Below are 26,022 nucleotides of genomic sequence, written 5' to 3'. Positions count from 1 at the left end.
GGATGAGCCATGACCTGCGGCGTACTCCCCTGGGTGGAGACGAGCCCCTCCGTGTCGGGGACATCCCCGAGGGGTCGTCCGGTCCGCCCCTTCTCGTCCCTCATGTCTCCGAGTCGTCCACCCGCGGCACCGGGTGCTCGACCAGCGCGAGGACCCGGTTCGCCATGAACCTGGCCGTGCGCACCGCCGTTCCCGTACGCGTGACTTCACTCACTTCGACCACGCCCCGGCGCACCGCTGTCTCCACCCTGCGGCCCGCCCTGCTCGCCACCACCTCGTACGTGCGCGTCGTGTCCCCGGCGTCCACGACTATCTCCACCCGGTCACCCTTCACTTGACCAATCCCCCTTCGGCGTCGAGTGGTTGGGATCGCCACGACGTGCGAACCCGGCCTGCCCGCACGTCCCCTGACCACACTTCAAGTCTCCCACCCGCCACTGACAATCCGTCGCTTCGAGAGGGCGCGGCCTCTGCGCAGGGGCGCCCGGGGAAACGTAAGCTGTGGCACGTCACAGGACCGGGCAGCGGGGATGAACATGGCGATGATGCGCCTGAGGCGCGAGGACCCGCGCGTCGTCGGCTCTTTCCGACTTCACCGACGGCTCGGCGCGGGCGGGATGGGCGTCGTCTATCTCGGCTCCGACAAGAAGGGGCAGCGGGTCGCGCTGAAGGTCATCCGGCCCGATCTGGCGGAGGACCAGGAGTTCCGTTCACGGTTCGCGCGGGAGGTGTCCGCGGCGCGCCGCATCCGCGGCGGGTGCACGGCCCGGCTGGTGGCCGCCGACCTCGACGCGGACCGGCCGTGGTTCGCCACGCAGTACGTTCCCGGCCCGTCGCTGCACGACCGGGTCGCCGACGGGGGGCCGCTCGGCGCGGCCGAGGTCGCCGCGGTCGGCGCGGCCCTGTCGGAAGGGCTGGTGGCCGTGCACGAGGCCGGGGTCGTGCACCGGGATCTGAAACCGTCCAACATCCTGCTGTCCCCGAAGGGGCCGCGGATCATCGACTTCGGCATCGCCTGGGCCACCGGCGCCTCGACGCTCACCCACGTCGGTACGGCGGTCGGCTCGCCCGGCTTCCTCGCACCGGAGCAGGTGCGCGGCGCGGCCGTCACGCCGGCCACGGACGTGTTCTCGCTGGGTGCCACGCTGGCGTACGCGTCGATGGGCGACTCACCCTTCGGGCACGGCAGTTCGGAGGTGATGCTGTACCGCGTGGTACACGAGGAGGCCCATCTCCGGGATGTCCCGGACGCGTTGGCGCCGCTCGTACGCGCATGCCTCGCGAAGGACCCCGAGGAGCGGCCCAGCACGCTCCAGCTGTCGCTGCGGCTCAAGGAGATCGCCACGCGGGAGGGGCAGGGATTCACCGACGCACGTCCGCCGGCTCCGCGCGGCGCGGAGCCGGAGCGGAGGGCCGGGCGCCTGGCCGACACCTACCCGGACCGTGCGCAGCGTCGCACGACGGGGCAGCGGAGTGCGTCCGAAGGGCAGGTCGCTCCCTCTCCGCACGGCGCGGCTGCGGGTCGCGGTGCCGGTCCGGCCGGGGGCGGAGCGCCGTCGCGGCGCGGCGACCGGAGCGTGCCGTCGTCGCGGGGGGGCGGTGCCTCGCGCGGTGGAGCCTCGAGCGGCGGCAGACCGTCCCGGTCGGGTTCCCGGTCCGCGTCCGGGGCACGGTCGGCGTCCGGGTCCCGGTCGGCGTCCGGGTCCCGGTCCGGGTCGGGGTCGGGGTCGGGGTCGGGGTCGGGGTCGGGGTCGCGGAACTCAACGCGGTCGGGCACCGGTTCCCGTCGTCCCGGGCCCCGGACGAGGGGTACCGGTCTGCGGCCGGCCAATCCGCGGCTGCTCGCGCAGCGACTGTTCGTGTTCGTCGTGGTGACGCTGGTGGTCGCGGCCGGCATCGCCCTGATCCAGGGCTGACAGGGGTCGGCACGCGGCCTCGTCGACGGCTGCAGGAACAAAACGGCCACCGGCCGCTGGAGCAGGGGGCCGGCCGGCTCGGGGCCGTCGGCGCGGCCCGCGTCAGCGCCCGGGCCTTTGCCCGGTCCCGGTCGCCTGCCCGGCTGCCCGCCCGCGGGTCCGGCAGCCTCGGTGTGCTCACGGCGCCGGTGGGCTCACCGCTTCCTGTCCCGTCGGCCGTCCCGTCGCCGCCGCGTAGAAGGCGACCGCGGCCGCCGCGCCCACGTTGAGCGAGTCGACGCCGTGGGACATCGGGATGCGGACCCGTTCGTCGGCGGCGGCCAGGGCCCGGCCGGTCAGCCCTGCGCCCTCCGCGCCCAGCATGAGGGCGACCCTGTCCATCCGGTGCGGGGCGACCTCGTCGAGGCTGCGGGCCTTCTCGTCGGGGGTCAGGGCCAGGAGCCTGAAGCCCGCCTCCCGGACCGGTTCCAGGCCCCTGGGCCAGTTGTCCAGCCTGGCGTACGGCACGGAGAAGACCGCGCCCATGGAAACCTTGACGCTGCGGCGGTAGAGCGGGTCTGCGCAGTCCGGGGACAGCAGGACCGCGTCCATGCCGAGGGCCGCCGCCGAGCGGAAGACGGCTCCGATGTTGGTGTGGTCGTTGACCGACTCCATGATCACCACCCGGCGGGCGGTGTGCAGCAGTTCGGCCGTCGTGGGCAGGGGGGTGCGCTGCATGGAGGCGAGCGCGCCGCGGTGCACGTGGTAGCCGGTGACCTGTTCGGCGGTTTCCGGGCTCACGGCGTAGACCGGCGCGGGGACTTCGTCGATGACGTCGCGCATGACGTCGACCCACTTGGCCGAGAGCAGCATGGAGCGCATCTCGTAGCCCGCGTCCTTGGCGCGTCGGATGACCTTCTCGCCCTCGGCGATGAACAGGCCCTCGGCGGGTTCGCGTGTGCGGCGCAGCTCCACGTCGGTCAGGCCCGTGTAGTCGTGCAGGCGCGGGTCGTCGGGATCCTCGACGGTGATGAGATCGGCCACGGGGGTGCTACTGCCTTGTCCTGGATGGTGTGGTGCCGACGGCCGGGTCCGGCCGCGTTACCGGGGGTTTCTTTCGGATGCGTCGCCTGGCGTCCGCGAGGACTGCGCAGGCTTACGAGGACTGCGCGGACCGCGAAGGTTTCGCAGCCTGCGCGGCCGGGGGGCCGACGCACACGACCTCGCCGATGACGATGACCGCCGGTGGCTTGACCTCTTCGGCGCGGACGGTCTCGGCGACCGTGGCGAGGGTGGCGTCGACGCGGCGCTGGGCGGCCGTGGTGCCCTCCTGGACGAGGGCGACCGGGGTGTCCGGCGGCCTGCCGTGCGCCACGAGGGTCTCGGCGATCCGGCCGATCTTGTCGACGCCCATGAGCACCACCAGGGTGCCGGTCAGCTTCGCCAGGGACGGCCAGTCGACCAGGGAACGCTCGTCGTCGGGCGCGACGTGGCCGCTGACCACGGTGAACTCGTGGGCCACGCCGCGGTGGGTGACCGGAATCCCGGCGGCGCCCGGGACCGAGACGGAGCTGGAGATACCGGGGACCACGGTGCACGGGATGCCCGCCTCGGCGAGCGCCTGGAGCTCCTCCATGCCGCGGCCGAAGACATACGGGTCGCCGCCCTTGAGCCGGACGACCGACTTGCCCCGCCGGGCGTGCTCGATCAGCGCGTTGTTGATGGCCTCCTGCGCCATGAACCGGCCGTACGGGATCTTCGCCGCGTCGATCACCTCGACGTGCGGCGGGAGTTCGGCCAGCAGGTCGCGCGGGCCGAGCCGGTCGGCGATGACGACGTCCGCCTCGGCGAGCAGCCGGCGTCCGCGCACGGTGATCAGGTCCGGGTCGCCGGGGCCGCCTCCGACGAGGGCGACGCCCGGGGTGCGGGTGCGGTGGTGCGGGGCGACGAGTGTGCCGTCACGCAGGCCCTCGACCACGGCGTCGCGGATCGCGGCGGTGTGGCGGGGATCGCGGCCCTTGGCGTCCGTGGTGAGAACGGCGACCGTGACGCCCTCGCTGTGCCCGGTGGCCGGGGTCCAGGCCGTGGCCCGGTCCGCGTCGTCGGAGCGGACACACCAGACGCGGTGGCGTTCGGCCTCGGCGGAGGCGAGGGCGTTGGCGTCGCCGTCGCTGGTGGCGATCAGCGCGTACCAGGCGTCCGCGAGGTCGCCCTCGGTGTAGCGGCGCCGCTCCCAGGTGATCTCGCCGGCGTCCGCCATCGCCTCCACGGAAGGCGTCGCCCCGGGTGAGATCAGGACGATGTCCCCGCCGGCTGCGATGAGGGCGGGCAGCCGACGCTGGGCGACCTGGCCACCGCCGAGCACGACGACTCGGCGGCCGGTGAGGCGGAGGCCCACGGGGTAGGCAGGGTGTTCGGCCATGAGGCTGCGGCTCCTCGTACAGGCGGGCGTGCGAGGGGCGCTACGGCGCTGGAGCGGCCCTGACGTGCGGTGTGTGGTGTGTGGTGTGTGGTTGCGGAATCAGCGTACGGCGGGGGGGACGACTGCGACGGAACACCTGCCGCCGCCCCACCCCGCTTCGGGGTGCCTGCTCCTTCTGCTCCTGCTTCTACTTCTCGGTGACGCCGGCCGAGTCGAACGTCGCCACCTCGTGCATGACGCGCGCGGTGCTCTGCACCATCGGCAGGGCGAGCAGCGCGCCCGTGCCCTCGCCGAGGCGCAGGTCGAGGTCGATCAGCGGGCGCAGGCCCAGCTTGTTGAGGGCGGCCACATGGCCGGGCTCGGCGCTGCGGTGTCCCGCGATGCAGGCGGCCAGCACCTCGGGGGCGATGGCACGGGCCACCAGTGCCGCGGCCCCGGCGCTGACACCGTCCAGGATCACAGGCGTACGCAGGGACGCGCCACCGAGGAGCAGGCCCACCATGGCCGCGTGCTCGAACCCGCCGACGGCGGCGAGGACGCCGATGGGGTCGGCCGGGTCCGGCTGGTGCAGTTCGAGGGCGCGGCGCACGACGTCGGTCTTGCGGACCAGGGTCTCGTCGTTGATGCCGGTGCCCCGGCCGGTGACCTCGCCCGGGTCCACGCCGGTGAAGACGGAGATCAGGGCGGCGGACGCGGTGGTGTTCGCGATGCCCATCTCACCGGTGAGCAGTACCTTGTTGCCTGCGGCGACCAGGTCACGGGCGGTCTCGATGCCCACCTCGATGGCCTGCTTGGCCTCCTCGCGGGTCATCGCGGGGCCGGCGGTCATGTCGGAGGTGCCGGCGCGGACCTTGCGCGGCAGCAGTCCCGGGGTGGCCGGAAGGTCGGAGGCCACCCCGACGTCGACCACGCAGACCTCGGCGCCCACCTGGGTGGCGAAGGCGTTGCAGACTGCTCCGCCGCCGAGGAAGTTGGCCACCATCTGGGCGGTGACCTCCTGCGGCCACGGGGTGACGCCCTGGGCGTGGACACCGTGGTCGCCCGCGAAGACCGCGACGGCCGCGGGCTCCGGGATGGGCGGCGGGCACTGGCGGGACAGCCCGGACAACTGCGCGGAGATGATCTCCAGCATGCCGAGCGCGCCGGCCGGCTTGGTCATCCGCTTCTGCCGTTCCCAGGCCTCGCCAAGCGCCTTGGCGTCCAGCGGGCGGATCTGCGCGACGGTCTCGGCGAGCAGGTCGTGCGGTTCCTCGCCGGGCAGCACACGCCTGCCGTACGTCTCCTCGTGCACGACCCACGACAGCGGGCGGCGCTTGGACCAGCCGGCCTGCATCAGCTCCGGCTCGGCCGGGAACTCGTCGACGTAGCCCACGCACAGGTAGGCGACCACTTCGAGGTGCTCGGGCAGGCCCAGCGAGCGGACCATCTCGCGCTCGTCGAAGAAGCTGACCCAGCCGACCCCGAGGCCCTCGGCGCGCGCGGCGAGCCACAGGTTCTGGACCGCCAGGGCGGCGGAGTACGGCGCCATCTGCGGCTGGGTGTGCCGGCCCAGGGTGTGCCGGCCGCCGCGGGTCGGGTCGGCGGTGACGACGATGTTCACCGGGGTGTCGAGGATGGCCTCGATCTTCAGTTCCTTGAACTGTTTCGCCCGGCCCTTGGGCAGCGACTGTGCGTAGGCGTCGCGCTGGCGCTCGGCCAGTTCGTGCATGCTGCGCCGGGTCTCGGCGGAGCGGATGACCACGAAGTCCCAGGGCTGCGAGTGCCCCACGGAGGGCGCGGTGTGGGCGGCCTCCAGGACGCGGAGCAGGACCTCGTGCGGGATGGGGTCGTCACGGAAGCCGTTGCGGATGTCCCGGCGCTCCCGCATGACCTTCTGCACGGCCGCGCGCTCGGCGTCGTCATAGCCGGGGGCGGCGGGGCCGACGGGCGGCGCGGCGTCCGCCACTCCGGCGCCTTGGGTGTCGAGGTCGTCGGGGTCCTGCGCGAGTACGGGCTGGGCCGCTCCGGGCTCCGTGGGCGGGTGCTCGGCCTGCGCGTTCTCGGCGGGTCCCTGCTGGGCCGGCGGTTCGGCGGCCGGTTCCGGGGCGGGAGCCACGGTGACGGCGCCGGTGTCGGCCTGGCGCTGTGCGGGAACCGGAGCGGCGGCCTCCGGCCCGGACTGTTGCGGTTGTTCCTCGATGGGAGGGCTCAGGGGCTGCGTCGGGGTCGGCGCGAGCTGCGGGGCGGTCGGCACGACTCCCTCGGCGGGGGCGAACTCCCCCAGGGGCTGGTCCGGCACCGCCACCAGGGAGACACTGCCGGGAAGCGGCGTGGCGGCGCCGTCGGGAGCGGGCACGGCCACGGCGGGAGCGGTCGCGTCGGTGACGGGGGCCTCGGGACGAGGCGGGGCGGGCGGCACGGGAAGCGGCGTCCACGCCTCCTGAGCGGGTGGGGCGGAGGGGGTGGCCGGTGTCTGCTGGGGCCCCTGGACCGGGAGCGCGGCCGGGACGCACCGACCGCTCGCCTCCTCGGCAAGGGGTTCGGATGCCGCGACGGGTGCCACCCCCGTGCCGAGGGCGGGCTCCATGCCGGGAGCAGGCGTTGCTTCCGGGACTGAGACGGCGTGCTCCGGTGCCTCGGCGTGCTCGGGCGTCCGAAGGACCGCGGCTTCGGGAGCCCGTGCCTCCTCGGCGGGTGCGTCCGGTTCGGCGGGTGCGAGGGCGGACGCCCCGGCGTCGCCGTCGCTCCGGGCGACAGCGGCGGCTGCCTGCGGATCTGCCGGGTCGGTGAACGGACCCTGGGGCTCGTGGGCCGCGGCGGAGGTGATGTCGTCGGATCCGTCGGTGGCGGTGACGCCCTCCGGCTCCTGGACAGCCACGGTCTCCTGGGCCGGGGCCTCCGGTTCCATGGCGACGACGGGGTCGGCGTCCGCCTCGGGAGCCTGTACCTCGTCGGGCACCTGTGCCTGCGGCTGCGCCTCGGCAGCCGACGCAGGAATGGTCTCGGCACGCGGTCCCTCGCCCGGGACGAGGGACGGCACGGCGTCCTCGGCCGGTCCGGCTTCGTATCCGGGGTCCTCGGGCGGCCCGGCGATCCCATCGGCCGCCGCACCCGCATCCGAACCCGGACCCGGACCCGGATCGGCCCCGGCCGCGTCGGCCGTCGGGAGGGAGGAGCCCTCGGGCCCCCCCGGGGCGCCCTGCCAGTCCACCGCGGCCACGGCGGCCACGGCGGGCCGCGGCGCGTTCTGCGGCTGACCGGCACCCGCCTCCGTCGCGACGCGTGCGACCAGAGCCTGGGCGGCGCCCATGGACTGCTGAGGCGGAGCAACCGTTTCCGCTTGGGCGGTCGCGCCCACCGCGGCCCGGACGCCCCAGGGCTGTGCCGTCTGCGGGGCCGTCTCCCGGGTGCGCGGCACGTCGAGGTACTCGGGGCCGACGGTCGACGGGCCGACCTGGCGCACCGGCACGTCGGCCGGGCCGCGGTCGGCGAGGGAACGGACCGGACCGGCGGTGGTGCTGGGGATGGGCGGGCCCAGGTGCAGTGGACGACGCGGTGCGGCCGGTGTCTGCGACTCGTGCGGGACCGCGGGACCGGGCGCCTGCGGCTGCCCGGGGTCGGGCAGCCGGACACCCCCGAGGTCGACCGAGCCGGTGTCCCGGCCGCCCGTCTCGTGCGGTCCCGGCTCGTGCACGGTCTCGACGACCGGCTCCGGCGCGGGTGGTGCGACCTCGTTGCCCCAGGCACCCCGGGCACCGGGCAGCAGCAGGTCTTCGTCCTCGGCGGAACTCTCGGAGAGGTAGGTGTACGAGTCGGGCGCGGGGACGCCCGGCTGCTCCACCCTGCCTGCGTTCTCCGGCTGCCCCTCGCCCGGGACCCGGCCGGTGTCGGTCATGCGTACCCCTCGCCCATCGGTTGGTGCTCCTACGACCAGCTCACCCGGAACGGCGCGCCCGACCGCCCCACACTGAAGAACGAGCGTGCGTCCCCAGCGGCACGAACAGCCTGCCCAAAATGGCGACAAAGCCATTCACAGGCATTGTCGCTGCCGTACGACCGCCGCGTCAGCTTGATCCGCGGCGGTTCCGCTGTGGACTGCGCCACGTTGCGCGTCCTTGGGTAGTGCCGTACCACACACGCCTCGGAAGGGGCGCGTTTTCAGGACATCGGCCGACGGGTCGGCGTGCGTCCGAGTTGCGGTACAACGATCGGTCAGCCTACCGCGAGCGGTACGACAATCCGATCGCGGGGACGGTATCGGAACAGGGCGGCGCGATCAGGGAGTACGCGTCGGCAGCACGCCGCTGAGCAGGAACGCGATGCTCCGCTCGGTCTCCGTCCAGGCCCTGGTGTCGAGTTCGACGGACTGCAGAAGGGCGCACTCGGCCCGGTAGCCGTGCTCGGACAGTTCCCGGCCGATCCGTTCGGCGGCGTCGCGAGTGGCGGCGTGCGTGACGATGCGCTGCGGGCGGCGGTCGGCGACCGCCAGGACCACGGCCGCTCCCCCGCCGCCGACCCTGACGACGTCCGGTTCGGGGAGGTCCTCCAGCGCCTGTGGAGCGGTGCCGTGCACGATCTGGAGCTGGACGCCGTGCCGACGGGCGGTGGAATCGGTGCGCGCGCAGGCCCGCGGGTCGCTGTCGACGGCGATGACCGCGGCACCGGCCCGCGCCGCCTCGGTGGCGAAGGCGCCGCTTCCGCAGCCGATGTCCCATACGAGGTCACCGGGGACCGGTCCGAGCCGGGCGAGCTGGGAGACACGCAGCGGCTCCCGTTCGCCCTCGCCGAGGTCGCCGCCGTAGGCGTCGGCCGGCAGCGTCCAGCCGCGCGGGCCGGCTGCGGGGTCGCGGCCGGCGATCCAGCCGCCGGACGCGGTGGCGGCGGCCTGGCCGCCGATGACGATGACGACGTTCGGGTCGCGCCAGGTGTGGTCGGCGGCCTTGTCGGAGGTGACGACGCTGACCTGCTCGCGCGTGGTGCCGAGCTCCTCGCAGATGACGAAGGTGCGGTGGACGCCCTCCAGGAGCAGGCCCAGTTCGGCAGGGCCGGCGCCGGGAGAGGTGAGAACCGCTACCTTGGTGTGGGCCCGGCACACGTTCACCGCGCGTCGCAGGGTCCGGGGATGTGCGACGACCACGTGTGCGTCGTCCCAGGGCATTCCGGCTCGGGCGAAGGCGGTGGCGACGGAGGAGACCGCGGGGACGACCTCGACCTCCAGGCCGAACTCGGGTGCGCGCAGGGTCCGTACGACGCCGAAGAAGCCGGGGTCACCGTCGGCGAGGACCACCGCCGTGCCGCGGTGGCCGGCAACCCGGCGGGCGGCCAGGGCGGCGCTGCCGAGCCGGATGCGTTCGGCGCCGGGGGGTACCTCGGGGAGTTCCAGGTGGTGCGCGGCGCCTGCCACCAGAGTGGCGGCGCCCAGTGCGGCGCGGGCCGCTGCGGTCAACGGCGAACCGTCCCAGCCGATCACCGTGACCCGGTCGGCCATCGTTGTCAGTCTCCTGGTGTGCGCGGGGCGTCTTGGGCGTGCGGGCGCGGGCGGGCCGCTCCGCCTGCGGGCGGGCAGGCTTGGTGAGAGTACCTGGTACGGCCGTCGACCGGGGTGACCTGCCGTCGGCCGTCCCCCGGGAGGGATTCAGCTCCAGTCGGTGAAGGCGGTGAACTGTCCTGTGTCGGCGAGGTGCTCGGCCGAGCCCTCGAGGTCCTCCGGCAGCAGGCTCCATACGATGAAGTCGGTGCGCACGTCCGTCCAGACGCCGTCGTCACCGCGGACGTGGGCTATACAGGCGTTGCGCAGGACGCCCTCGCTGATGCAGCCGATCTTCTGGGCGACCTGCTGCGAGGCGGTGTTGTCGGCGGCGGTGCGCAGCTCGACGCGTTCCAGCTTCTGGTCGCCGAAGAGCCACTGGGCAGTGGCCATGGCGGCCTCGGAGGCGTAGCCCTCGCCGCGTGCCCAGGGGGCGACGGCGTACGAGAGCTCGGTGGACCGGATGTGCCAGTTGGTCTTGGTGAGCTGGATGATGCCCACCAGACGCTGGGTGAGGAACTCCGTGACGGCGAGGTCCAGTCCGCGTCCGGCCGCGCGTTCGGTGGGGGCGTACTCGGTGATCCAGGTGCGGGCGGCCTGCTCGGTGAAGGGCTGGGAGACGTCGGTCCAGGCGGCGATCTGCTCGTCGTTCATCATCTCGGTCAGGGTGGGCACGTCGTCCACGTCGAGGGGACGCAGCACCAACCGCTCCGTGCTGATGGAGATGTTGGGGAAGGTGCTGCTCGTCATGCGCCGCTCCATAACCTTCGTGACCGTCAGATACCGCTGAACTGCCCAGCATGCAGCATGAAAGCAGCGGGCCGCACCATGGGGTCCACTCCGTGTACCGGAGTGGACCCCGAGAGTGCCGGACGGGTGCCGGGCGCGGCGCGGACCGCGGTGCGGGCGGTCGGGGGGAACGGTTCAGAAGGATCAGAAGGAGGGGACGACGGAGCCCGCGTACGTGTCGTCGATGAACTTCCCGACCTCGTCGGAGGTGGGGAGCCCGGCGAGCTGCTTCACGCGCGGGTCCTCCTCGTTGCCCTCCTTGACGGCGAGGAGGTTGAGGTTCGGGTTGCCCTTCGCGGACTCCAGGACGAGGGCGTCCTCGGACGGCTTGAGATCGGCCTCGATGGCGTAGTTTCCGTTGACCACCGCGGCGTCGACGTCCTCGAGGGAGCGCGGCGTCTGGGCCGCCTCCAGCTCCTTGAACTCGAGGTTCTTCGGGTTCTTGGTGACGTCGGCGGGGGTCGCCGCGGTGCCGACGCCCTCCTTGAGGGTGATCAGGCCGTGGGCAGCGAGCAACTGCAGCGCGCGCCCCTCGTTGACGGTGTCGTTCGGGACGGCGACGGTCGCGCCGTTCTTCAGCTCGCCGGCCTTCTCGACCTTGTACGAGTACAGGCCGAGCGGCTCCAGGTGCACGTCGACAAGGGGCACGATGTGCGTGCCGTTCTTCTTGTTGAAGTCGTCGAGGTACGGCTGGGTCTGGAAGAAGTTCGCACCGACCGAGCCGTCCTCCGTCGCCGTGTTCGGCGTGACGTAGTCGGTGAACTCCTTGACCTCGAGGTCGAGGCCGGCCTCCTCGGTCAGGTTGTCCTTGACGAAGGTGAGGATCTCGGCGTGCGGCACGGGGCTCGCCGCGACGATCAGCGGGCCGGAGGCGTCGGAGCCGGATCCGCTGTCCGAGCCGCAGGCGGAGAGGCCGAGGGCCAGGGCTCCGGCGGCGAGAACGGCGGTGGCGGTCTTGGCGGTGTTACGCACGAAAAGTGCCTTTCCCGGTGGTGGTGCGGCCCCGCCTCGGTGGTACGGGGGGGCGGAGGGGTTACGCGGCCCTGTCGGCGTCGGCCGTCACGGGCTCCTTGGCCCTGAGCAGCCACAGCCTGGGCGCGGCAACCGAGCGGCCGCGGCGGCGCAGGGAGCGGACCGCGAGGTCGCCGGCGAACTGGATGACCGAGATGACCACGGCGAGGATCGCGACGGTGATCCACATCAGTTCGCTGTCGAAGCGCTGGTAGCCGTAGCGGACGGCGAAGTCGCCGAGACCGCCGCCGCCCACGGCGCCTGCCATGGCCGAGTAGCCGATGAGGGCGATGACCGTGGTGGTGGCGGCGGCGGTCAGCGAGGGCAGGGACTCGGGGACGAGGACCTTGCGGACGATCGTCCAGGTGTTGCCGCCCATGGCCCGCACGGCCTCGACGAGCCCGTGGTCCACTTCGCGTACGGCCGTCTCGACCAGGCGGGCGAAGAAGGGGATACCGCTGATGGCGAGCGGCACGATCGCGGCCTCGCTGCCGATGGACGTCCCGGTGATCCAGCGGGTGAAGCTCGTCAGGGCGACCATGAGGATGATGAACGGCATCGAGCGGCCGACGTTCACGACCTGCCCGATGACCTTGCTCACGGGCGCGTTCTGCAGCAGTCCGCCCCGGTCGGTCAGGACGAGCAGGATGCCGATCGGCAGGCCGACGAGTACCGCGATCAGGGTGGACCAGCCCACCATGGCCAACGTTTCCCGACATGCCTGCACCAGCAGTGGCTGCATCTGGGACCAGGTCGCTTGGCCACCTCCTTCACGAGCGCCGACGAAACCCGCGCCGCCCTGCTCACCTGCGGTTGCGGGGAGGCCTTCCGCGACCGGCCCGCGATCTCGACGTGCAGCCCCTGTTCGCGCAGGAAGCCGACCGGTACGACGTTGTCCTCGTAGCGGCCCGGGAGTTCGACGCGCATCCTGCCCGTCTGGAGGCCGCCGGCGGTGTCGATGGCGGCGCCGAGGACGGAGATGTCGATGTTGTAGGTGCGGGACAGCTGGGAGATGACCGGCTGGGTCGCGCTCTCGCCCTGGAAGGTGATGTCCAGGACGGTGCGGTGGTCGCCCGAGGTCTCGCCGGCGACCGGGAACAGCGCGGAGGCCAGTTCGGAGCCGGGGGTCGCCAGGAGATCGGTGACGGTGCCGGACTCGACGACACGGCCGCGTTCCATCAGCGCGGCGGAGTCGCAGATCGACTTCACGACGTCCATCTCGTGCGTGATGAGCAGGACGGTCAGGCCGAGATGGCGGTTGAGGTCGCGCAGCAGCGCCAGGATGGAGCGGGTGGTCTCCGGGTCGAGGGCACTGGTGGCCTCGTCGGACAGCAGCACCTTGGGGTCGCCGGCCAGGGCACGGGCGATGCCGACGCGCTGCTTCTGGCCGCCGGAGAGCTGGGCGGGGTAGGCCCTGGCCTTGTCGGCGAGGCCGACCAGACCGAGCAGTTCCAGCGCCTTGCGGGAACGCTCCCTGCCCGGCCGGCCGAGGATCTCCAGCGGCAGTTCGACGTTGTCCTGCACGGTGCGCGAGGAGAGCAGGTTGACGTGCTGGAAGACCATGCCGATACGGCTGCGCGCCTGCCGCAGTTCCCGGCCGGCCCGTGGCCCGCGTCCGGCCAGGGCGGTGAGGTCCTGCCCGGCGACGGTCACGGTGCCCGAGGCGGGGCGCTCCAGCAGGTTGACGCAGCGGATCAGCGAGGACTTTCCGGCGCCGGACTGACCGATGACGCCGTAGACCTCGCCTTCACGGACATGCAGGTCGACGCCGTCCAGAGCGGTGACCTCGCGTCCGCGCGAGCGGTAGACCTTGGTGAGGCCCGAGGTGGTGATCACGTGGGTATCCGTCACTGCCGAGTGCGCGGCACGTCGTGGGTGCCGGGCACGAGGCATTCGGGGGTGAGGCGGGCGGGGGCCGGGGACGGCCCGGACGCGGCACGTCCTCTCGCGGGCGCCGTGAAGGGAGCGGCGGAGAGAGGTGCGCGGGGGGCGGGGTCCGGTCGCACATGCGGGACGCGGGGGCCCATGTGCGGGACGGACCGGCTCTCGCTCCGGGGCGCGAGGCTCAGATGCTGCGGGGGCTCTCTAGAAGGCGCGCATCCGGAGCGGATCCATACATCCGGAACCGAGCGGCACATGCACCTCGGTTGCAGGGATGCGGTCGCTCGTCGCGGTCATGCGAGCAGTGAACCAGATGTTCGGTCCTGACCGGACACGGCCGTCCACATTCCGGACAGCCGTGGACAGTCGCGGTCGCACGTCAGGAATGTGCGGCGATCTCCACACCGGTGTCCGTGACCAGTACGGACAGGGCCGACAGGTCCTCGACCACGAGATCGGCGGTCAGCTCGTGGGCCTGGTGGGTTGTGGCCAAGGCCACGGTCGTCATCCCGGCCGCCCGCCCCGCCTGGAGCCCGGCGGGGGCGTCCTCGAAGACGACGCAGTCGGCGGGGTCCACGCCGAGGGTGCGGGCGGCCAGCAGGTAGGGCTCGGGGTCGGGCTTGCCCCGGGTGATGTCGTCGGCGGAGACGAGGGTCTTGGGCAGGATGCCGGCGGCGGCGAGGCGGGCCTCGGCCAGCCGCCGGGTCGCGGAGGTGACGACGGCCCAGCGTTCCGCCGGCAGCACGCCGAGGAGGTGCCGGGTGCCCGGCAGCAGGACCGCCCCGCCGTTCGGCACGTCCTCCACCTCCAGGTCCTCGATCCGTGCGACGGCCCCGGGCACGGCATGGGCGGGCAGCAGGTCGGCGGCTATCTCGGCGGCCGGGCGGCCGTGCAGCTCGATCCGCCCGAACCGCTCGGCCGTGATCCCGTACTCGACGGCCCACCGGGTCCAGCAGCGCTGCACGGACTCGAGGGAGGAGACGAGGGTGCCGTCGTTGTCGAACAGAAGGGCTTGCGCATGGATGGTCATGCCATCGACCTTACGGTGCCCCGGTCCCACCACGGTCCCCGTGCCCGGCCCCACCGCACACGGGCGCACCCCCCGACGGGGCCGGGCACGGCAGGGCCGTTACGGCGTAATAGGGTCGCTGCCATGCTTGATGCCCTGACGCTGGCGACCGGCCTCGCCGCGCTGCTGCTCGCCGTGTGGTGCGGCTGGGCCGCCTACCGCGACCAGCCGACGAAGGACTGGCACTTCATCGGTATGGCCGTGGTCACCCTGCTGACGCTGGTTCAGCTGACGGTCGGGATCGTGTGGCTGGTCCGGGGCGAGGAGCCGGCGCAGGGGACGGTCATCTTCGTGGCCTATCTGCTGGGCTCGTTCGCGTGCGTCCCGGCGGCGGGCTTCATGTCACTGGCCGAGCGCACCCGGTGGGGCTCGGTCACGGTGGCCGCGAGCGGTGTCGTGCTGGCCGTGCTCGAGGTGCGGCTCTATGACATCTGGAAGGGCTGAGATGACCGCGACGGAACACGAACCGGAGCGGGAGCCGGATCGGGAACCGGGCGGCACCCGGCTGATCGGCGGGCCCGGACTGCTGCTGGTGTGGCTGTACGGCGTGATGGTCGTCGGCGCCGTGTCGCGTTCGGCGTACCAGATCGCCACCGAGTTCGACCGGGCGCCGCTCGCGTACTCGCTCTCGGCGATCGCGGGAGTGGTCTACGGATTCATCACGTACACCCTGGTCCGCGGCGGGGAGAGGGCCCGCCGGGCGGCGCTGGTGTGCTGCGCGGCCGAGTTGGCGGGCGTCCTGACGGTCGGTACCTGGACCCTGGCGGATCCGTCCGCCTTCCCCGACGCGACCGTGTGGTCGGACTACGGGATGGGCTACCTGTTCGTCCCGGTCCTGCTGCCCCTCACCGCCCTGTACTGGCTGCGCAAGGCCCACGCCCGCACGGTGTGACGGGGCCGCCTCCCGGGCGGACGGCGGGCCGCCTCCCGCACGGGCGACGCCCCCGTCACACGCCGGTTCGCTTCCCGGTCAGGCGGTGGCCACGTACGAGTCCGCCGTCTTCTCCAGGACGATCGTTGGCACGCCGTCCGCGCCCCGGGACGTCCCGACCCGCTGGTAGCCGACCTTGCTGTACAGCTGGAGGTTGCTCTCGCTGCGGTGCCCGGCCTGGAGGCGGAACATCCTGGCGCCCCGCTCGCCGGCGAGGGCGGACTCGGCGGCGCGCAGGAGCCGGGCACCGATGCCGTGGCCCTGGAGGCGGGGGTGGACGCAGAGCTTGCCGATGGCCGCGGCGGCGTCCTCGGTGCTCCTGCCGTGCACCGAGCCGACGATCTCGTCGCCGAGCCGGGCGACGAAGACCAGGTCGGTGGTGACCTCGTCGCGGACCGAGTCCAGACTCTGGACGAGCGGCGCAATGCGGTAGTTGCCGTACAGTGCCGCCTCGCTCTGGAAGCACAGGTACTGCAACCTGAAGATCTGCTCGGCGTCCTGCTCCGTCGCCGCAGAGATGGTCACGCTCATGCCCATGTGCGCACGCCTCCCGCTCACCTGATCACCTGTGGTCCCTCACTCCTATCCCCGTCCTCACCCGGACGCAACCTCCGGCGCGAGTAAACGGCGCAGACATCCCAGACATCTGGAGCGTTCCGGCCCCAGGCTGCCTTGTGAGATACCCAACTCCCCTGCGATTTCCCGGTATGTCGGGTCGTGCGGGGACAGCAGCGCCTCCAGCAGCCGGGGACAGCGGCCGGGCAGTCTGCGCACCGCCTCCCGCAGGGCGTGACGGCGGGCGCCGGCGAGGGCCAGGAGTTCGGGGTCGCCCTCGCCGGTGTCGGCGGGGTCGCCCGCCCACGGCGTCTCGTGCCGGGTGGCACGGCGGGTGCGCCGGGCCTCGGTGCGGACGGTCCGGCGGAGCCAGCCCGGGGGATCGTGCGGCGGGTCGTGCGCGTCGAGGCGTTCCAGCAGGCGCAGCCAGACCGTCTGTTCCAGGTCGGCGGGTTCGGCGCCGGACGCGTACGCCTCGGCGGAGGCCTCCGCGGCGAGCAGCGGGCCAAGGACGGTGACCAGGTCGTGCGTCATACGCGCAACGACGCCGGCCGCCCCGGGCCGGGTTGCCCGTGGCGGCCGGAACTCACCCCAACCGGGGCGGAACGGCTCGGCGGTTGACGACAGGGGCCGGCACTGTTCGAACTCAGCCGGTGCGGAAGTCCTCGCGGGCCAGCAGACCCGTGTCCGGGTGGTCGGTGAAGACGCCGTCGATGCCGGTGGCGAAGTAGGTCCGGAAGGCGCCGAAGACGTCACCGTATGCGTCGGGGTCGCTGCCCTTGCGGAAGTCCGCGGGCAGGAAGGGGTTCTCGTTGCGCATCGTGTAGGGGTGCAGGACCAGGCCGGCCCGGTGCGCGTCGCGGACCAGGGTGGTGGGCTCGGTGAGGTTTCCTGCCGCGTCCTTGGGGATGATCAGGTCCAGGGTCGGGCCGATGCCCTGCGCGTAGGAGGCGATCTCCTTGAGCCCCTTCGGCGTGACGAGGTCGGCCACCGTGCGAGGATCACCGTTCTCGGCGAAGTCCCAGGGGCGGCTGTTCGCACCGGAGAGCAGCACGGCGAGCGGGTTGCCGACGAGCCGGCTCATCCGCTGGATGCTGGTGGGCTCGAAGGACTGGATGACGACGGGCGAGTTCTTCTTGTCCTTGCCGTGCCTGCGCAGCAGTCGGGCGAGGAGTTCCTCGGTGCCCAGGCCCAGCTTGCGGAAGTAGGTGGGGTGCTTGAGCTCGGGATAGATCCAGACCTGCTTGCCGCGCCCCCGGGTCTGCTCGTTCTGCCAGCGGAGCACCTCTTCGAAGGTGGGAATCTCCCACCGGCCGTCGTAGAGGGTGTTGTGCGGGCGGTTGGCCGGAATGCGCTCGACGGCGCGGAGCCGCTTCAGTTCGGCGAGGGTGAAGTCCTCGGTGAACCAGCCGGTGACAGAGACGCCGTCGAGCAGCTTCGTACGCTTGCGGTCGGCGAACTCGGGGTGATCCGCGACGTCCGTGGTGCCGCCGATCTCCGGCTCGTGGCGGCAGACGAGGTGGCCGTCCCTGGTGGGCACCAGGTCGCCGGCCTCGACGATGTCTGCGCCCAGGTCGAGGGCCAGGTCGTAGGCGCCGAAGGTGTGCTCGGGCCGGTAGCCGCTGGCTCCCCGGTGACCGATGATCGTCGGGACGGGCAGGCCCTTCAGCCCTCGCCCGCCGTGCCGGGGCCCCGCGGCTCCCGCCGTGCCGCTCAGCCCGAGGACCGTGCCGCCCGCACCGAGCACCGCCGCGCCGAGGAGCGCCCGCCGTCCGGTTCCGCCGGACGCCGTTGTTTCTGTCCGCTCGCCCGACTCATGCGTTCCCATGGGGACCCTCCTGCCGTTGACCGTCAGTGCGGGGCGATCGTAAGGGCGCGTACATGACGAACGGGATACCGCGGCCGGAACACACGGGGGGATACGGCTGTACGGGGTGCCGCGCGGGCCGGCCCCGGCCCGAAAGGACGTAGGGGACAGAACGTGTGACATTCCGTCGGGGTCGTCAGCGCCGCGCCGGGGCACCCGGCCGGTCCGGGCGGCCGGCGGCGCGCCTCCCGCGCTCCGCGGGACGCGCGTGGTTCCATCCGGCCGTGCCCGTGCCCCGGCCGACGGCGGTCCGCACCCCGGTCCGCTCCCCGGACCGCCGTCGCCGGCTTCGCGGACGCGACATGCCTCACATCCCGGCGCGCGTGTTACGGCCGCGCAACACCGTGTCACCGCAGGTGAACATGCGTGGACATCGTGCGATACCAGGTGAACCCGGCGTGCGGGGCCCCCTCCGCCGCGAGTAATGTCCTTACCTGCACAGACCCATACCGCATCCCCGACACCGGAGGACCCGTTGTCCCGCTTCGCGCTCATCAAGGCAATGCTCGGCCCGGTCATGCGCCTGATGTTCCGCCCACGGGTGGAGGGCCTGGAGCACATCCCGGGTGACGGTCCGGTGATCCTGGCGGGCAACCATCTCACCTTCATCGACTCGATGTTCCTGCCTCTGGTCTGCGGGCGTCAGGTCTTCTTCATCGGCAAGGACGAGTACGTCACCGGCAAGGGGCTCAAGGGCCGGCTGATGGCCTGGTTCTTCACCGGCGTCGGCATGATCCCGGTCGACCGCGACGGCGGCCGGGGCGGGGTCGCGGCGCTGATGACCGGCCGTCAGGTACTGGAGGAGGGCAAGGTCTTCGGCATCTACCCGGAGGGCACCCGCTCCCCCGACGGCCGTCTCTACCGGGGCCGCACCGGTATCGCACGGCTCACCCTGATGACCGGCGCGCCCGTCGTTCCGTTCGCCATGATCGGCACCGACAAACTCCAGCCGGGCGGCGCGGGCCTGCCCCGGCCGGGCAGGGTCACGGTCCGCTTCGGCGAGGCGATGGAGTTCTCCCGCTACGAGGGCATGGACCGCGACCGCTACGTCCTGCGGGCCGTGACCGACTCGGTGATGACCGAGGTCATGCGCCTGTCCGGCCAGGAGTACGTGGACATGTACGCCAGCAAGGCGAAGGCGGCCTGACGCCCGGCGCCCCGGAACTTCCGCGGGGCCGGGCGCCGCGACCACACGGGCGCCCGGCCCCGCGGCGGGAACCGGGCCGCTTTGGCGACGGCCCGTCGTCGGAGGAACACCGGGGCGGTGGGCTCCTCAGTGCCAGGCCAGCCGTCCGCGCCGCTCCCAGTACGCGTGCGGGTCCTCGGGCAGCGCGGCGAGGCGGGCGAGCTGCTCGTCGTCGAGGTCGACGACCGCCGCGTGCAGGTTGGAGGCGAGCTGCGCGGTGGTGGCGGCGCCGGAGAGGACCACGCCCGCCCACGGCCGGCGCAGTACGAGCGCGAGGGCGACGGCGTCGCACGCCAGACCGGTCTCCTCGGCGACGGACCTGAGCGCGTCGGGAGCGTGGGCCCCGGCCAGCCGCCCGTTGGCCATTCCCTCCTTGACGATCACCGTGAGCCCCGCGTCATGGGCCTCGGCCAGTGCGGACTCGACGGAGGTCTCCAGCGCGTTGTAGGTCGACTGGACGGTGCGGAAGAGGGGTTCGCCGTCGACGGTGACGGCGAGCGCGGCGCGGACGGCGTCGGCCTGGGCCGGACCGCTGGTGGAGAAGCCGACGGTGAGGCCCCGGGCCGCCGCCTCGGCGAGCCGGACGTGGAGGTCCTTGTCGGTGAGAGCGGGACTGTCCGGGGTCACCGAGTGGATCTGGTAGAGGTCGAGCCGGTCCCCGAGCAGCGCGTCGGACTCGGCGCGCTGCCGCTCGTAGGCGGCGAGGGAGTGCTCCTTGCTCTCGTGGTGCTCGGCGTCGGTGGACCAGTCCGCGGTGTACGTGTAGCCCCATTTGCTGCCGATGACGACGTCGTCGGCGTCGGGCCGTTTCGTCAGCCAGCCCGCGAGGAACTCCTCCGACCTGCCGTACGAGCGGGCCGCGTCGAAGTAGCGGACGCCCTGGGCGTAGGCGGCGTCGAGGAGGTCGTGGGTGCGGGTGCGCAGGGCCTCGACGCTGCGGTCGCCGCCGAGGTCGTCGTCGCGGCCCAGGTTGATGTAGCCGGGCCGGCCGACAGCGGCGAGTCCCAGGCCGATGTGGCAGGTCGGGGTGGTGGCCGAAGCCAGTTTGGCGAAGGGCATCGGGGCTCCGATCGATCGGCTCCTTGCGGCTGCCCGACCAACGTAACCCGCGATGCCCTTCCGGAACCGGACCGGCGGCCTCCCGGCGACCGGTCTACTTCTCGGCGTCCTGCTTGCTCTTGGCGTTGGCCCAGGCGTGCTGGGCGGCCACGTCGGCCTTCACCTCGTCGAGCTGGGCGGCGACCGCGCCCGGTGCCGTGCCGCCGCGGCCGTCCCGGGAGGCGAGGGCGCCGGGGACGTCGAGGACGGTGCGCACCTCGGGGGTGAGGTGGGCGGAGATCCTCACGAACTGCTCGTCGGTCAGCTCGTCGAGTTCCTTGCCCTCGGCCTCGGCGGCCTTGACGCACTCGCCGGCCACCTCGTGCGCGACGCGGAACGGCACACCCTGCTTGACCAGCCACTCGGCGATGTCGGTGGCCAGCGAGAACCCGGCCGGGGCCAGCTCCTCCATGCGTTCGCGATGCACGGTGAGGGTGGCCATCATCCCGGTGAAGGCCGGAAGCAGGATCTCCAGCTGGTCGATGGAGTCGAAGACCGGCTCCTTGTCCTCCTGGAGGTCGCGGTTGTACGCGAGCGGGAGGGCCTTGAGGGTGGCCATCAGACCGGTCAGGTTGCCGATCAACCGGCCCGACTTGCCGCGCGCCAGCTCCGCGATGTCCGGGTTCTTCTTCTGCGGCATGATCGACGAGCCGGTGGAGAAGGCGTCGTGCAGGGTCACGAAGGAGAACTCCTTCGTGTTCCAGATGATGACCTCCTCGGCGATCCGGGAGAGGTTGACGCCGATCATCGCGGTGATGAAGGCGAACTCGGCGACGAAGTCCCGGGATGCGGTGCCGTCGATGGAGTTGGCCACGCTGCCGTGCTCGAAACCCAGGTCGCGGGCGACCGCCTCGGGGTCCAGCCCGAGGCTGCTGCCGGCCAGCGCGCCCGAGCCGTACGGCGACACCGCGGTCCGCTCGTCCCACTGGCGCAGCCGTTCGGCGTCCCGGGACAGACCCTGGACGTGGGCGAGGACATGGTGGGCGAAGAGCACCGGCTGGGCGTGCTGGAGGTGGGTGCGGCCGGGCATGGCCACGTCCTGGTGGGCCTCGGCGAGACCCACCAGGGCGTCCTGGAGATCGGCGATCAGGCCGCCGAGCGTACGGGCGTGGTCCCGCAGGTACATCCGGAACAGGGTCGCGACCTGGTCGTTCCTCGACCGTCCGGCGCGCAGTTTGCCGCCCAGGTCGGGGCCGAGGCGCTCCAGCAGGCCGCGCTCCAGGGCGGTGTGCACGTCCTCGTCGGCGATGGTGCCGGTGAACGAGCCGTCGGCGACGTCCCCCTCCAGCCGGCCGAGGCCCTCGATCATGCGGGTGAGCTCGTCCTCGGTGAGCAGACCGGCCTTGTGCAGCACGCGCGCGTGCGCCCTCGAACCGGCGATGTCGTAGGGCGCGAGCCGCCAGTCGAAGTGGACGGACGCGGACAGCTTGGCCAGGGCCTCGGCGGGACCGTCGGCGAAGCGGCCGCCCCAGAGCCGTACGTCACCGCTGTTGCTGCTCACTTGTGTTGCTCCTCGAAGACAGGCAGATCGTGGACGGGCCGCATCATGGATGCGCCACCGCCTCCTCACCCGGGCGCAGAAGAGTGAGGAGGCGGTGCCAGAGTAGTGCGTGACGGGTCGTCAGCCGGTCAGGCCAGATCGCGCTTGGCGGCGATCTTCGACGACAAGCTGTAGATGTCGATGAAGCCCTTGGCCGCCGCCTGGTCGAACGTGTCGCCGGTGTCGTAGGTGGCGAGGTTGAAGTCGTACAGGGACGACTCGGAGCGTCGGCCGGTGACGACGGCCCGGCCCCCGTGCAGCGTCATCCGGACGTCACCGTTGACGTGCTGGCTGGCCTCGGTGATGAAGCCGTCCAGGGCGCGCTTGAGCGGGGAGAACCACTGGCCGTCGTAGACCAGTTCGCCCCAGCGCTGCTCGACCTGCCGCTTGTAGCGGGCGAGTTCGCGCTCGACGGTGACGTTCTCCAGCTCCTGGTGGGCCGTGATCAGCGCGATGGCGCCGGGAGCCTCGTACACCTCGCGTGACTTGATGCCGACGAGGCGGTCCTCGACCATGTCGATCCGGCCGACGCCCTGGGCGCCCGCGCGCTCGTTGAGCTGCTGGATGGCCTGGAGGACGGTGACGGGCTTGCCGTCGACGGCGACCGGCACGCCCTCCTTGAAGGTGATGACGACCTCGTCGGCCTCGCGCGCCACGGCGGGGTTCTGCGTGTACTCGTAGACGTCCTCGATCGGCGCGTTCCAGATGTCCTCGAGGAAGCCGGTCTCGACGGCGCGCCCGAACACGTTCTGGTCGATGGAGTACGGCGACTTCTTCGTGGTCGCGATCGGCAGGCCCTTGGTCTCGCAGAAGGTGATGGCCTTGTCGCGGGTCATGGCGTAGTCACGGACCGGGGCGATGCACTTCAGGTCGGGGGCGAGGGCGACGATGCCGGCCTCGAAACGGACCTGGTCGTTGCCCTTGCCGGTGCAGCCGTGGGCGACGATGCCGGCGCCGTGCTTGTGCGCGGCGGCGACGAGGTGCTTGACGATCGTCGGCCGGGACAGCGCGGAGACCAGCGGGTAGCGGTCCATGTAGAGGGCGTTGGCCTTGATCGCCGGGAGGCAGTACTCGTCGGCGAACTCGTCCTTGGCGTCCGCGACCTCGGCCTCGACGGCACCGCAGGCGAGCGCGCGCTTGCGGATGACGTCCAGGTCCTCGCCGCCCTGGCCGACGTCGACCGCGACGGCGATGACCTCGGCGCCCGTCTCCTCGGCGATCCAGCCGATGGCGACGGAGGTGTCCAGACCGCCCGAATAGGCGAGTACGACGCGCTCGGTCACGGGATTCTCCTTACAGTGCATTCGCTGACATGCATGAGTATGCAGAAGAGCGCATGATTCGTCAATCCAGCTCCGCCCGGAGGGCCCGAATCGGATCCGAAGGGTCGATTTCGGGCGGAGTCCGGGGTTGATCCGGCGGAGGGTTGAACACGGGTAATCGCTTTCCCGTATCTCCCGCCGGACGCAGGCGCCGCGTCGGCACAACCGGCCCTCCCCCACGCAACCCCGAACCCGAACCGAGTGAGGCATGCGCATGTCCAGGGCTCTTCCGAAGTACAACAAGCGTCGCGTCGGTCTCATCGGCGGCGCCGCCGCGGTGGCGCTGTCCGGTGCGGTGATCGCCGGATCCGCCCTCGCCGGCGAGTCGTCCGACGACAACGAGGCGAACGCCCGGACACTCGCGGGACCGGGCACGGTCAGCTGCCCCTCCGTCGCCCCGGAGCTTCCCGCGATCCCTGCCTCCGCCCAGGCCGAGGTCGACCGCAACCTCGGCCAGCTCGACGCCCAGATCGACGAAGCCAACCGGCGCCTCGTCGACACCGCCGGCCAGGGCGGACCCGACTTCGTCCAGAACGCCGTCCTCGGCCCCCTGGAAGACAAGCGCGTCGCCGTCATCAACCGCATCGCCACCGCCATCGGCCGCACCGCCGAACGCCCCGCCGGACTCGGCTCCCTGGCCGCCTGCACGCTCACCAAGTGACGTGACACGCGCCGTGGCCGTCCCGCACACGCCGGCCGGGGCGGCCACGGGCGGGTTCCCCGCACCGGCCGGACTCCCTCTCCACCGCTTTCCTTTTCCTCAGACAGGCGAACGAACCGGGTCCATACTCGGCGGCACGGGAAAGATCTATGAGCGTATAGACGGCCGTCTGCTCACGTTCATCGAGGCGCAGCCGGTCTTCTTCACCGCGACCGCACCCCTGTCCGTCGACGGCGCGGTCAGCCTCTCGCCCAAGGGCCTCACGGGGTCCTTCGCGGTTCTCGACGAACTCACCGTGGCCTACCTCGACTTCGCCGGTTCCAACGCCGAGACCATCGCCCATCTGCGGGAGAACGGCCGCATCACCCTGATGTGGTGCGCCTTCCAGGGGCCGCCCGCCATCGTGCGCGTGCACGGCCGCGGCGAGCCCGTCTTCCGGGACGACCCGCGTTTTCCGGGACTGCTCGCCCGCTTCCCCGCCATCGATCCGGCGGTCCACGGCCTGCGCGCGGTCGTCGTCGTGACCGCCGACCTCATCCGCGACACCTGCGGCTACGCCGTCCCCATTCATGGCGTACGAGGCGGACCGCGACCTGCACGGGAAGCGGTTCGCACGCGAGGACGACGCCTCGCTGGACGCGTACTTCACCAAGAAGGACCACGTCGCGACGAGCCTCGACGGCCTCCCCGGACTGCCCCTGCCGCTGCCTCCGTCCCCGTTCCCCTCCTCCACACCCGCCTCCACACCCGCCTCCACACCCCAGGACGGGTGACGGCCGCACGCTGCCGCCCCGCTTCCTGCCCTCTACCTCCGGATACCGCTGAACGCTCCCGTCTCACGGCACGTATGTGTGGGCCAAGGGTCAAGTCCCACGGAGGAACCGTGACCACCACGCTCGCAGGCGGACGTGCCGCCCGACGCCAGACGATGCGCCGCATCCGTCCGCGCCGCTCCCCCGCCGTGCCCCTGCTGCTCGCCGTGGGGGCGGGCGCGGTGGCCGTGCTGTGGTTGTGGTGGAACAACACACCGTCCATCTCGGACACCACCGGCCGGATCATCGCCGCGGGCCGCATCACCGGTCTGCTGGGCGGCTATCTGATGGCCCTCGTCGTGCTGCAGATGGCCCGGGTGCCCGCGCTGGAGCGCCGGGTGGGTTCGGACCGGGTCGCCCGCTGGCACGCGATGAGCGGGCGCTACACCGTCAGCCTGGTCGTCGCCCACGTTTTCCTCATCATGTGGGGCTACGCCCTCCAGGCGGGCAAGGGCCTCGGCGACATCGTCCAGCAGACGATCACCTCGATCGATCAGCTGCCGGACATGGGCAAGGCCGCCATCGGCACGGGTCTGCTGTTCCTGATCGCCTTCCTCTCGATCGGCCCGGTCCGCCGCCGGCTGCCGTACGACAGCTGGTACCACGTGCACCTGCTGACGTACGCGGTGATGTACCTGACGTTCTGGCACCAGATCACCACCGGCAACGAGTTCGCCGTGGAGCCGTCCGCGAAGACCTTCTGGTACGGGCTCTACGGCGTCGTCACCGCGCTGGTCCTCTGGTACCGGGTGATTACCCCGATCCGGCTGAACCTGCGGCACCGGATGCGGGTCGAGGCGGTCATCGAGGAGACGCCGGGCATCGTGTCGGTGCTGATCAACGGGCGCAGGCTGCACCGGATCGGCGCCGAGGCGGGGCAGTTCTTCCGCTGGCGGTTCCTGGCGCCGGGGATGCGGTTCAGCTCCCACCCGTACTCGCTGTCGGCGACACCCCGCCCCGACATCCTGCGGATCACGGTGAAGGCGATCGGCGACCACACCACCCGGCTGCGCGAGCTGGAGCCCGGCACCCGGGTGTGGGCGGAGGGTCCCTACGGGGCGCTGACCGCCCAGCGCCGCAGCCGCGGCAAGGTGCTGCTGGTCGCCGGCGGTGTGGGCATCACTCCGATGCGGGCCCTGTTCGAGACACTGCCCGGCGCCTCCGGCGACATCACCCTGCTCTACCGGGCCAACAGCACCCATGACCTAGCCCTGTGGAGCGAGCTGGCCAAGATCGCCGACGAGCGCGGCGCCCGTCTGATGTACGCGGTGAACAGCCCCGAGGGGGAACGCCCCGACATCTCCGCAGAGAGCCTGCGCCGCAAGATTCCCGACATCGACGACCACGACGTCTTCATGTGCGGCCCACCCGGGTTCGCCCAGTCGGTCTACGACGCACTGCGCGGCGCCGGGGTCCCCGCCCGCCGTATCCACCACGAGTCGTTCGAGATGTGAGCGACGGGTCATCCACACCCATC

At 72.2% G+C, this 26,022-nt stretch carries 20 protein-coding genes and 3 pseudogenes; 7 read left to right on the top strand and 16 right to left on the bottom strand.

The window, feature by feature from the left end; genetic code table 11:
• Nucleotides 1-100 precede the first annotated feature (100 nt).
• A complete protein-coding gene (locus HUV60_RS28335) occupies nt 101-334 on the bottom strand; it encodes a hypothetical protein (RefSeq protein WP_042174947.1) in 234 nt (77 codons plus the stop codon).
• Nucleotides 335-530: 196 nt separating this feature from the next.
• Here HUV60_RS28335 and HUV60_RS28330 point away from each other — a divergent pair.
• Nucleotides 531-1,913 (top strand): annotated as a pseudogene (locus HUV60_RS28330) (serine/threonine-protein kinase); the annotation flags it as partial.
• Nucleotides 1,914-2,093: 180 nt separating this feature from the next.
• Here HUV60_RS28330 and HUV60_RS28325 read toward each other — a convergent pair.
• The 9 genes and pseudogenes from HUV60_RS28325 to HUV60_RS28285 form a co-directional block, all read right to left on the bottom strand.
• On the bottom strand, nt 2,094-2,939 hold the full coding sequence (locus HUV60_RS28325; protein WP_257850014.1) for a TrmH family RNA methyltransferase: 846 nt from the start codon (nt 2,937-2,939) through the stop codon (nt 2,094-2,096).
• Nucleotides 2,940-3,051: 112 nt separating this feature from the next.
• Complete coding sequence (gene cobA / locus HUV60_RS28320; RefSeq protein ID WP_257850013.1) at nt 3,052-4,317, bottom strand: uroporphyrinogen-III C-methyltransferase; 1,266 nt, start codon at nt 4,315-4,317, stop codon at nt 3,052-3,054.
• A 187-nt stretch (nt 4,318-4,504) separates the two neighbouring features.
• Nucleotides 4,505-8,191, bottom strand: coding sequence for a nicotinate-nucleotide--dimethylbenzimidazole phosphoribosyltransferase (cobT, locus tag HUV60_RS28315; protein ID WP_257850012.1), 3,687 nt, complete (start codon nt 8,189-8,191; stop codon nt 4,505-4,507).
• Between the two features lie 381 nt (nt 8,192-8,572).
• Entirely contained in the window at nt 8,573-9,784 is a 1,212-nt protein-coding gene (gene cbiE / locus HUV60_RS28310) for a precorrin-6y C5,15-methyltransferase (decarboxylating) subunit CbiE (RefSeq protein ID WP_257850011.1), read from the bottom strand.
• A 147-nt stretch (nt 9,785-9,931) separates the two neighbouring features.
• Nucleotides 9,932-10,573, bottom strand: coding sequence for a GNAT family N-acetyltransferase (locus HUV60_RS28305; RefSeq protein WP_257850010.1), 642 nt, complete (start codon nt 10,571-10,573; stop codon nt 9,932-9,934).
• A 183-nt stretch (nt 10,574-10,756) separates the two neighbouring features.
• Nucleotides 10,757-11,584, bottom strand: coding sequence for a MetQ/NlpA family ABC transporter substrate-binding protein (locus HUV60_RS28300; protein WP_257850009.1), 828 nt, complete (start codon nt 11,582-11,584; stop codon nt 10,757-10,759).
• A gap of 61 nt (nt 11,585-11,645) precedes the next feature.
• Complete coding sequence (locus HUV60_RS28295; protein ID WP_257850008.1) at nt 11,646-12,365, bottom strand: methionine ABC transporter permease; 720 nt, start codon at nt 12,363-12,365, stop codon at nt 11,646-11,648.
• A 95-nt stretch (nt 12,366-12,460) separates the two neighbouring features.
• Nucleotides 12,461-13,459, bottom strand: a pseudogene (locus tag HUV60_RS28290) (methionine ABC transporter ATP-binding protein); the annotation flags it as partial.
• Between the two features lie 424 nt (nt 13,460-13,883).
• Nucleotides 13,884-14,534 carry an HAD-IA family hydrolase gene (locus HUV60_RS28285; RefSeq protein ID WP_257850007.1) on the bottom strand — a complete coding sequence of 217 codons (651 nt, stop codon included), beginning with the start codon at nt 14,532-14,534 and terminating at the stop codon, nt 13,884-13,886.
• 123 nt (nt 14,535-14,657) lie between these two features.
• Here HUV60_RS28285 and HUV60_RS28280 point away from each other — a divergent pair, with 123 nt between their 5' ends.
• Nucleotides 14,658-15,017, top strand: coding sequence for a hypothetical protein (locus tag HUV60_RS28280; protein WP_257850006.1), 360 nt, complete (start codon nt 14,658-14,660; stop codon nt 15,015-15,017).
• A 1-nt stretch (nt 15,018) separates the two neighbouring features.
• Complete coding sequence (locus HUV60_RS28275) at nt 15,019-15,465, top strand: hypothetical protein (RefSeq protein WP_257850005.1); 447 nt, start codon at nt 15,019-15,021, stop codon at nt 15,463-15,465.
• 78 nt (nt 15,466-15,543) lie between these two features.
• Here HUV60_RS28275 and HUV60_RS28270 read toward each other — a convergent pair whose 3' ends face one another.
• From HUV60_RS28270 to HUV60_RS28260, 3 genes are all read right to left on the bottom strand, one after another.
• Nucleotides 15,544-16,041, bottom strand: a complete 498-nt coding sequence (locus HUV60_RS28270) for a GNAT family N-acetyltransferase (protein WP_257850297.1) — start codon at nt 16,039-16,041, stop codon at nt 15,544-15,546.
• 57 nt (nt 16,042-16,098) lie between these two features.
• Complete coding sequence (locus HUV60_RS28265; RefSeq protein ID WP_257850004.1) at nt 16,099-16,593, bottom strand: RNA polymerase sigma factor; 495 nt, start codon at nt 16,591-16,593, stop codon at nt 16,099-16,101.
• A gap of 112 nt (nt 16,594-16,705) precedes the next feature.
• The gene (locus tag HUV60_RS28260) at nt 16,706-17,887 is read right to left on the bottom strand and encodes a glycerophosphodiester phosphodiesterase (protein ID WP_257850002.1); all 1,182 of its coding nucleotides are present in this window, start codon (nt 17,885-17,887) and stop codon (nt 16,706-16,708) included.
• A gap of 514 nt (nt 17,888-18,401) precedes the next feature.
• On the opposite strand from HUV60_RS28260, the gene HUV60_RS28255 reads away from it, so the two are divergent.
• Nucleotides 18,402-19,073 (top strand): lysophospholipid acyltransferase family protein, encoded by a 672-nt coding sequence (locus HUV60_RS28255; protein WP_257850001.1) that lies wholly within the window; start codon nt 18,402-18,404, stop codon nt 19,071-19,073.
• A 126-nt stretch (nt 19,074-19,199) separates the two neighbouring features.
• Here the strand turns inward: HUV60_RS28255 and HUV60_RS28250 are convergent, their stop codons facing one another.
• The 3 genes from HUV60_RS28250 to HUV60_RS28240 form a co-directional block, all read right to left on the bottom strand.
• Nucleotides 19,200-20,171 (bottom strand): aldo/keto reductase, encoded by a 972-nt coding sequence (locus HUV60_RS28250; protein WP_257850000.1) that lies wholly within the window; start codon nt 20,169-20,171, stop codon nt 19,200-19,202.
• Between the two features lie 94 nt (nt 20,172-20,265).
• On the bottom strand, nt 20,266-21,711 hold the full coding sequence (gene argH / locus HUV60_RS28245; RefSeq protein ID WP_257849999.1) for an argininosuccinate lyase: 1,446 nt from the start codon (nt 21,709-21,711) through the stop codon (nt 20,266-20,268).
• A gap of 128 nt (nt 21,712-21,839) precedes the next feature.
• Nucleotides 21,840-23,033, bottom strand: a complete 1,194-nt coding sequence (locus HUV60_RS28240; RefSeq protein WP_257849998.1) for an argininosuccinate synthase — start codon at nt 23,031-23,033, stop codon at nt 21,840-21,842.
• A gap of 253 nt (nt 23,034-23,286) precedes the next feature.
• Between HUV60_RS28240 and HUV60_RS28235 the strand changes: the two genes are divergently transcribed.
• The 3 genes and pseudogenes from HUV60_RS28235 (at nt 23,287) to HUV60_RS28225 (ending at nt 25,999) form a co-directional block, all read left to right on the top strand.
• The gene (locus tag HUV60_RS28235) at nt 23,287-23,733 is read left to right on the top strand and encodes a hypothetical protein (protein WP_257849997.1); all 447 of its coding nucleotides are present in this window, start codon (nt 23,287-23,289) and stop codon (nt 23,731-23,733) included.
• 124 nt (nt 23,734-23,857) lie between these two features.
• Nucleotides 23,858-24,506: pseudogene (locus HUV60_RS28230) on the top strand (pyridoxamine 5'-phosphate oxidase family protein).
• Nucleotides 24,507-24,616: 110 nt separating this feature from the next.
• Nucleotides 24,617-25,999, top strand: a complete 1,383-nt coding sequence (locus HUV60_RS28225; protein WP_257849996.1) for a ferredoxin reductase family protein — start codon at nt 24,617-24,619, stop codon at nt 25,997-25,999.
• Nucleotides 26,000-26,022 lie beyond the last annotated feature (23 nt).

Source organism: Streptomyces sp. KMM 9044 (genome assembly GCF_024701375.2).
Taxonomy (GTDB): Bacteria; Actinomycetota; Actinomycetes; order Streptomycetales; family Streptomycetaceae; genus Streptomyces.
Note: the sequence above shows the minus strand (reverse complement) of the source record. Positions and strands in the feature narration are given on the sequence as shown.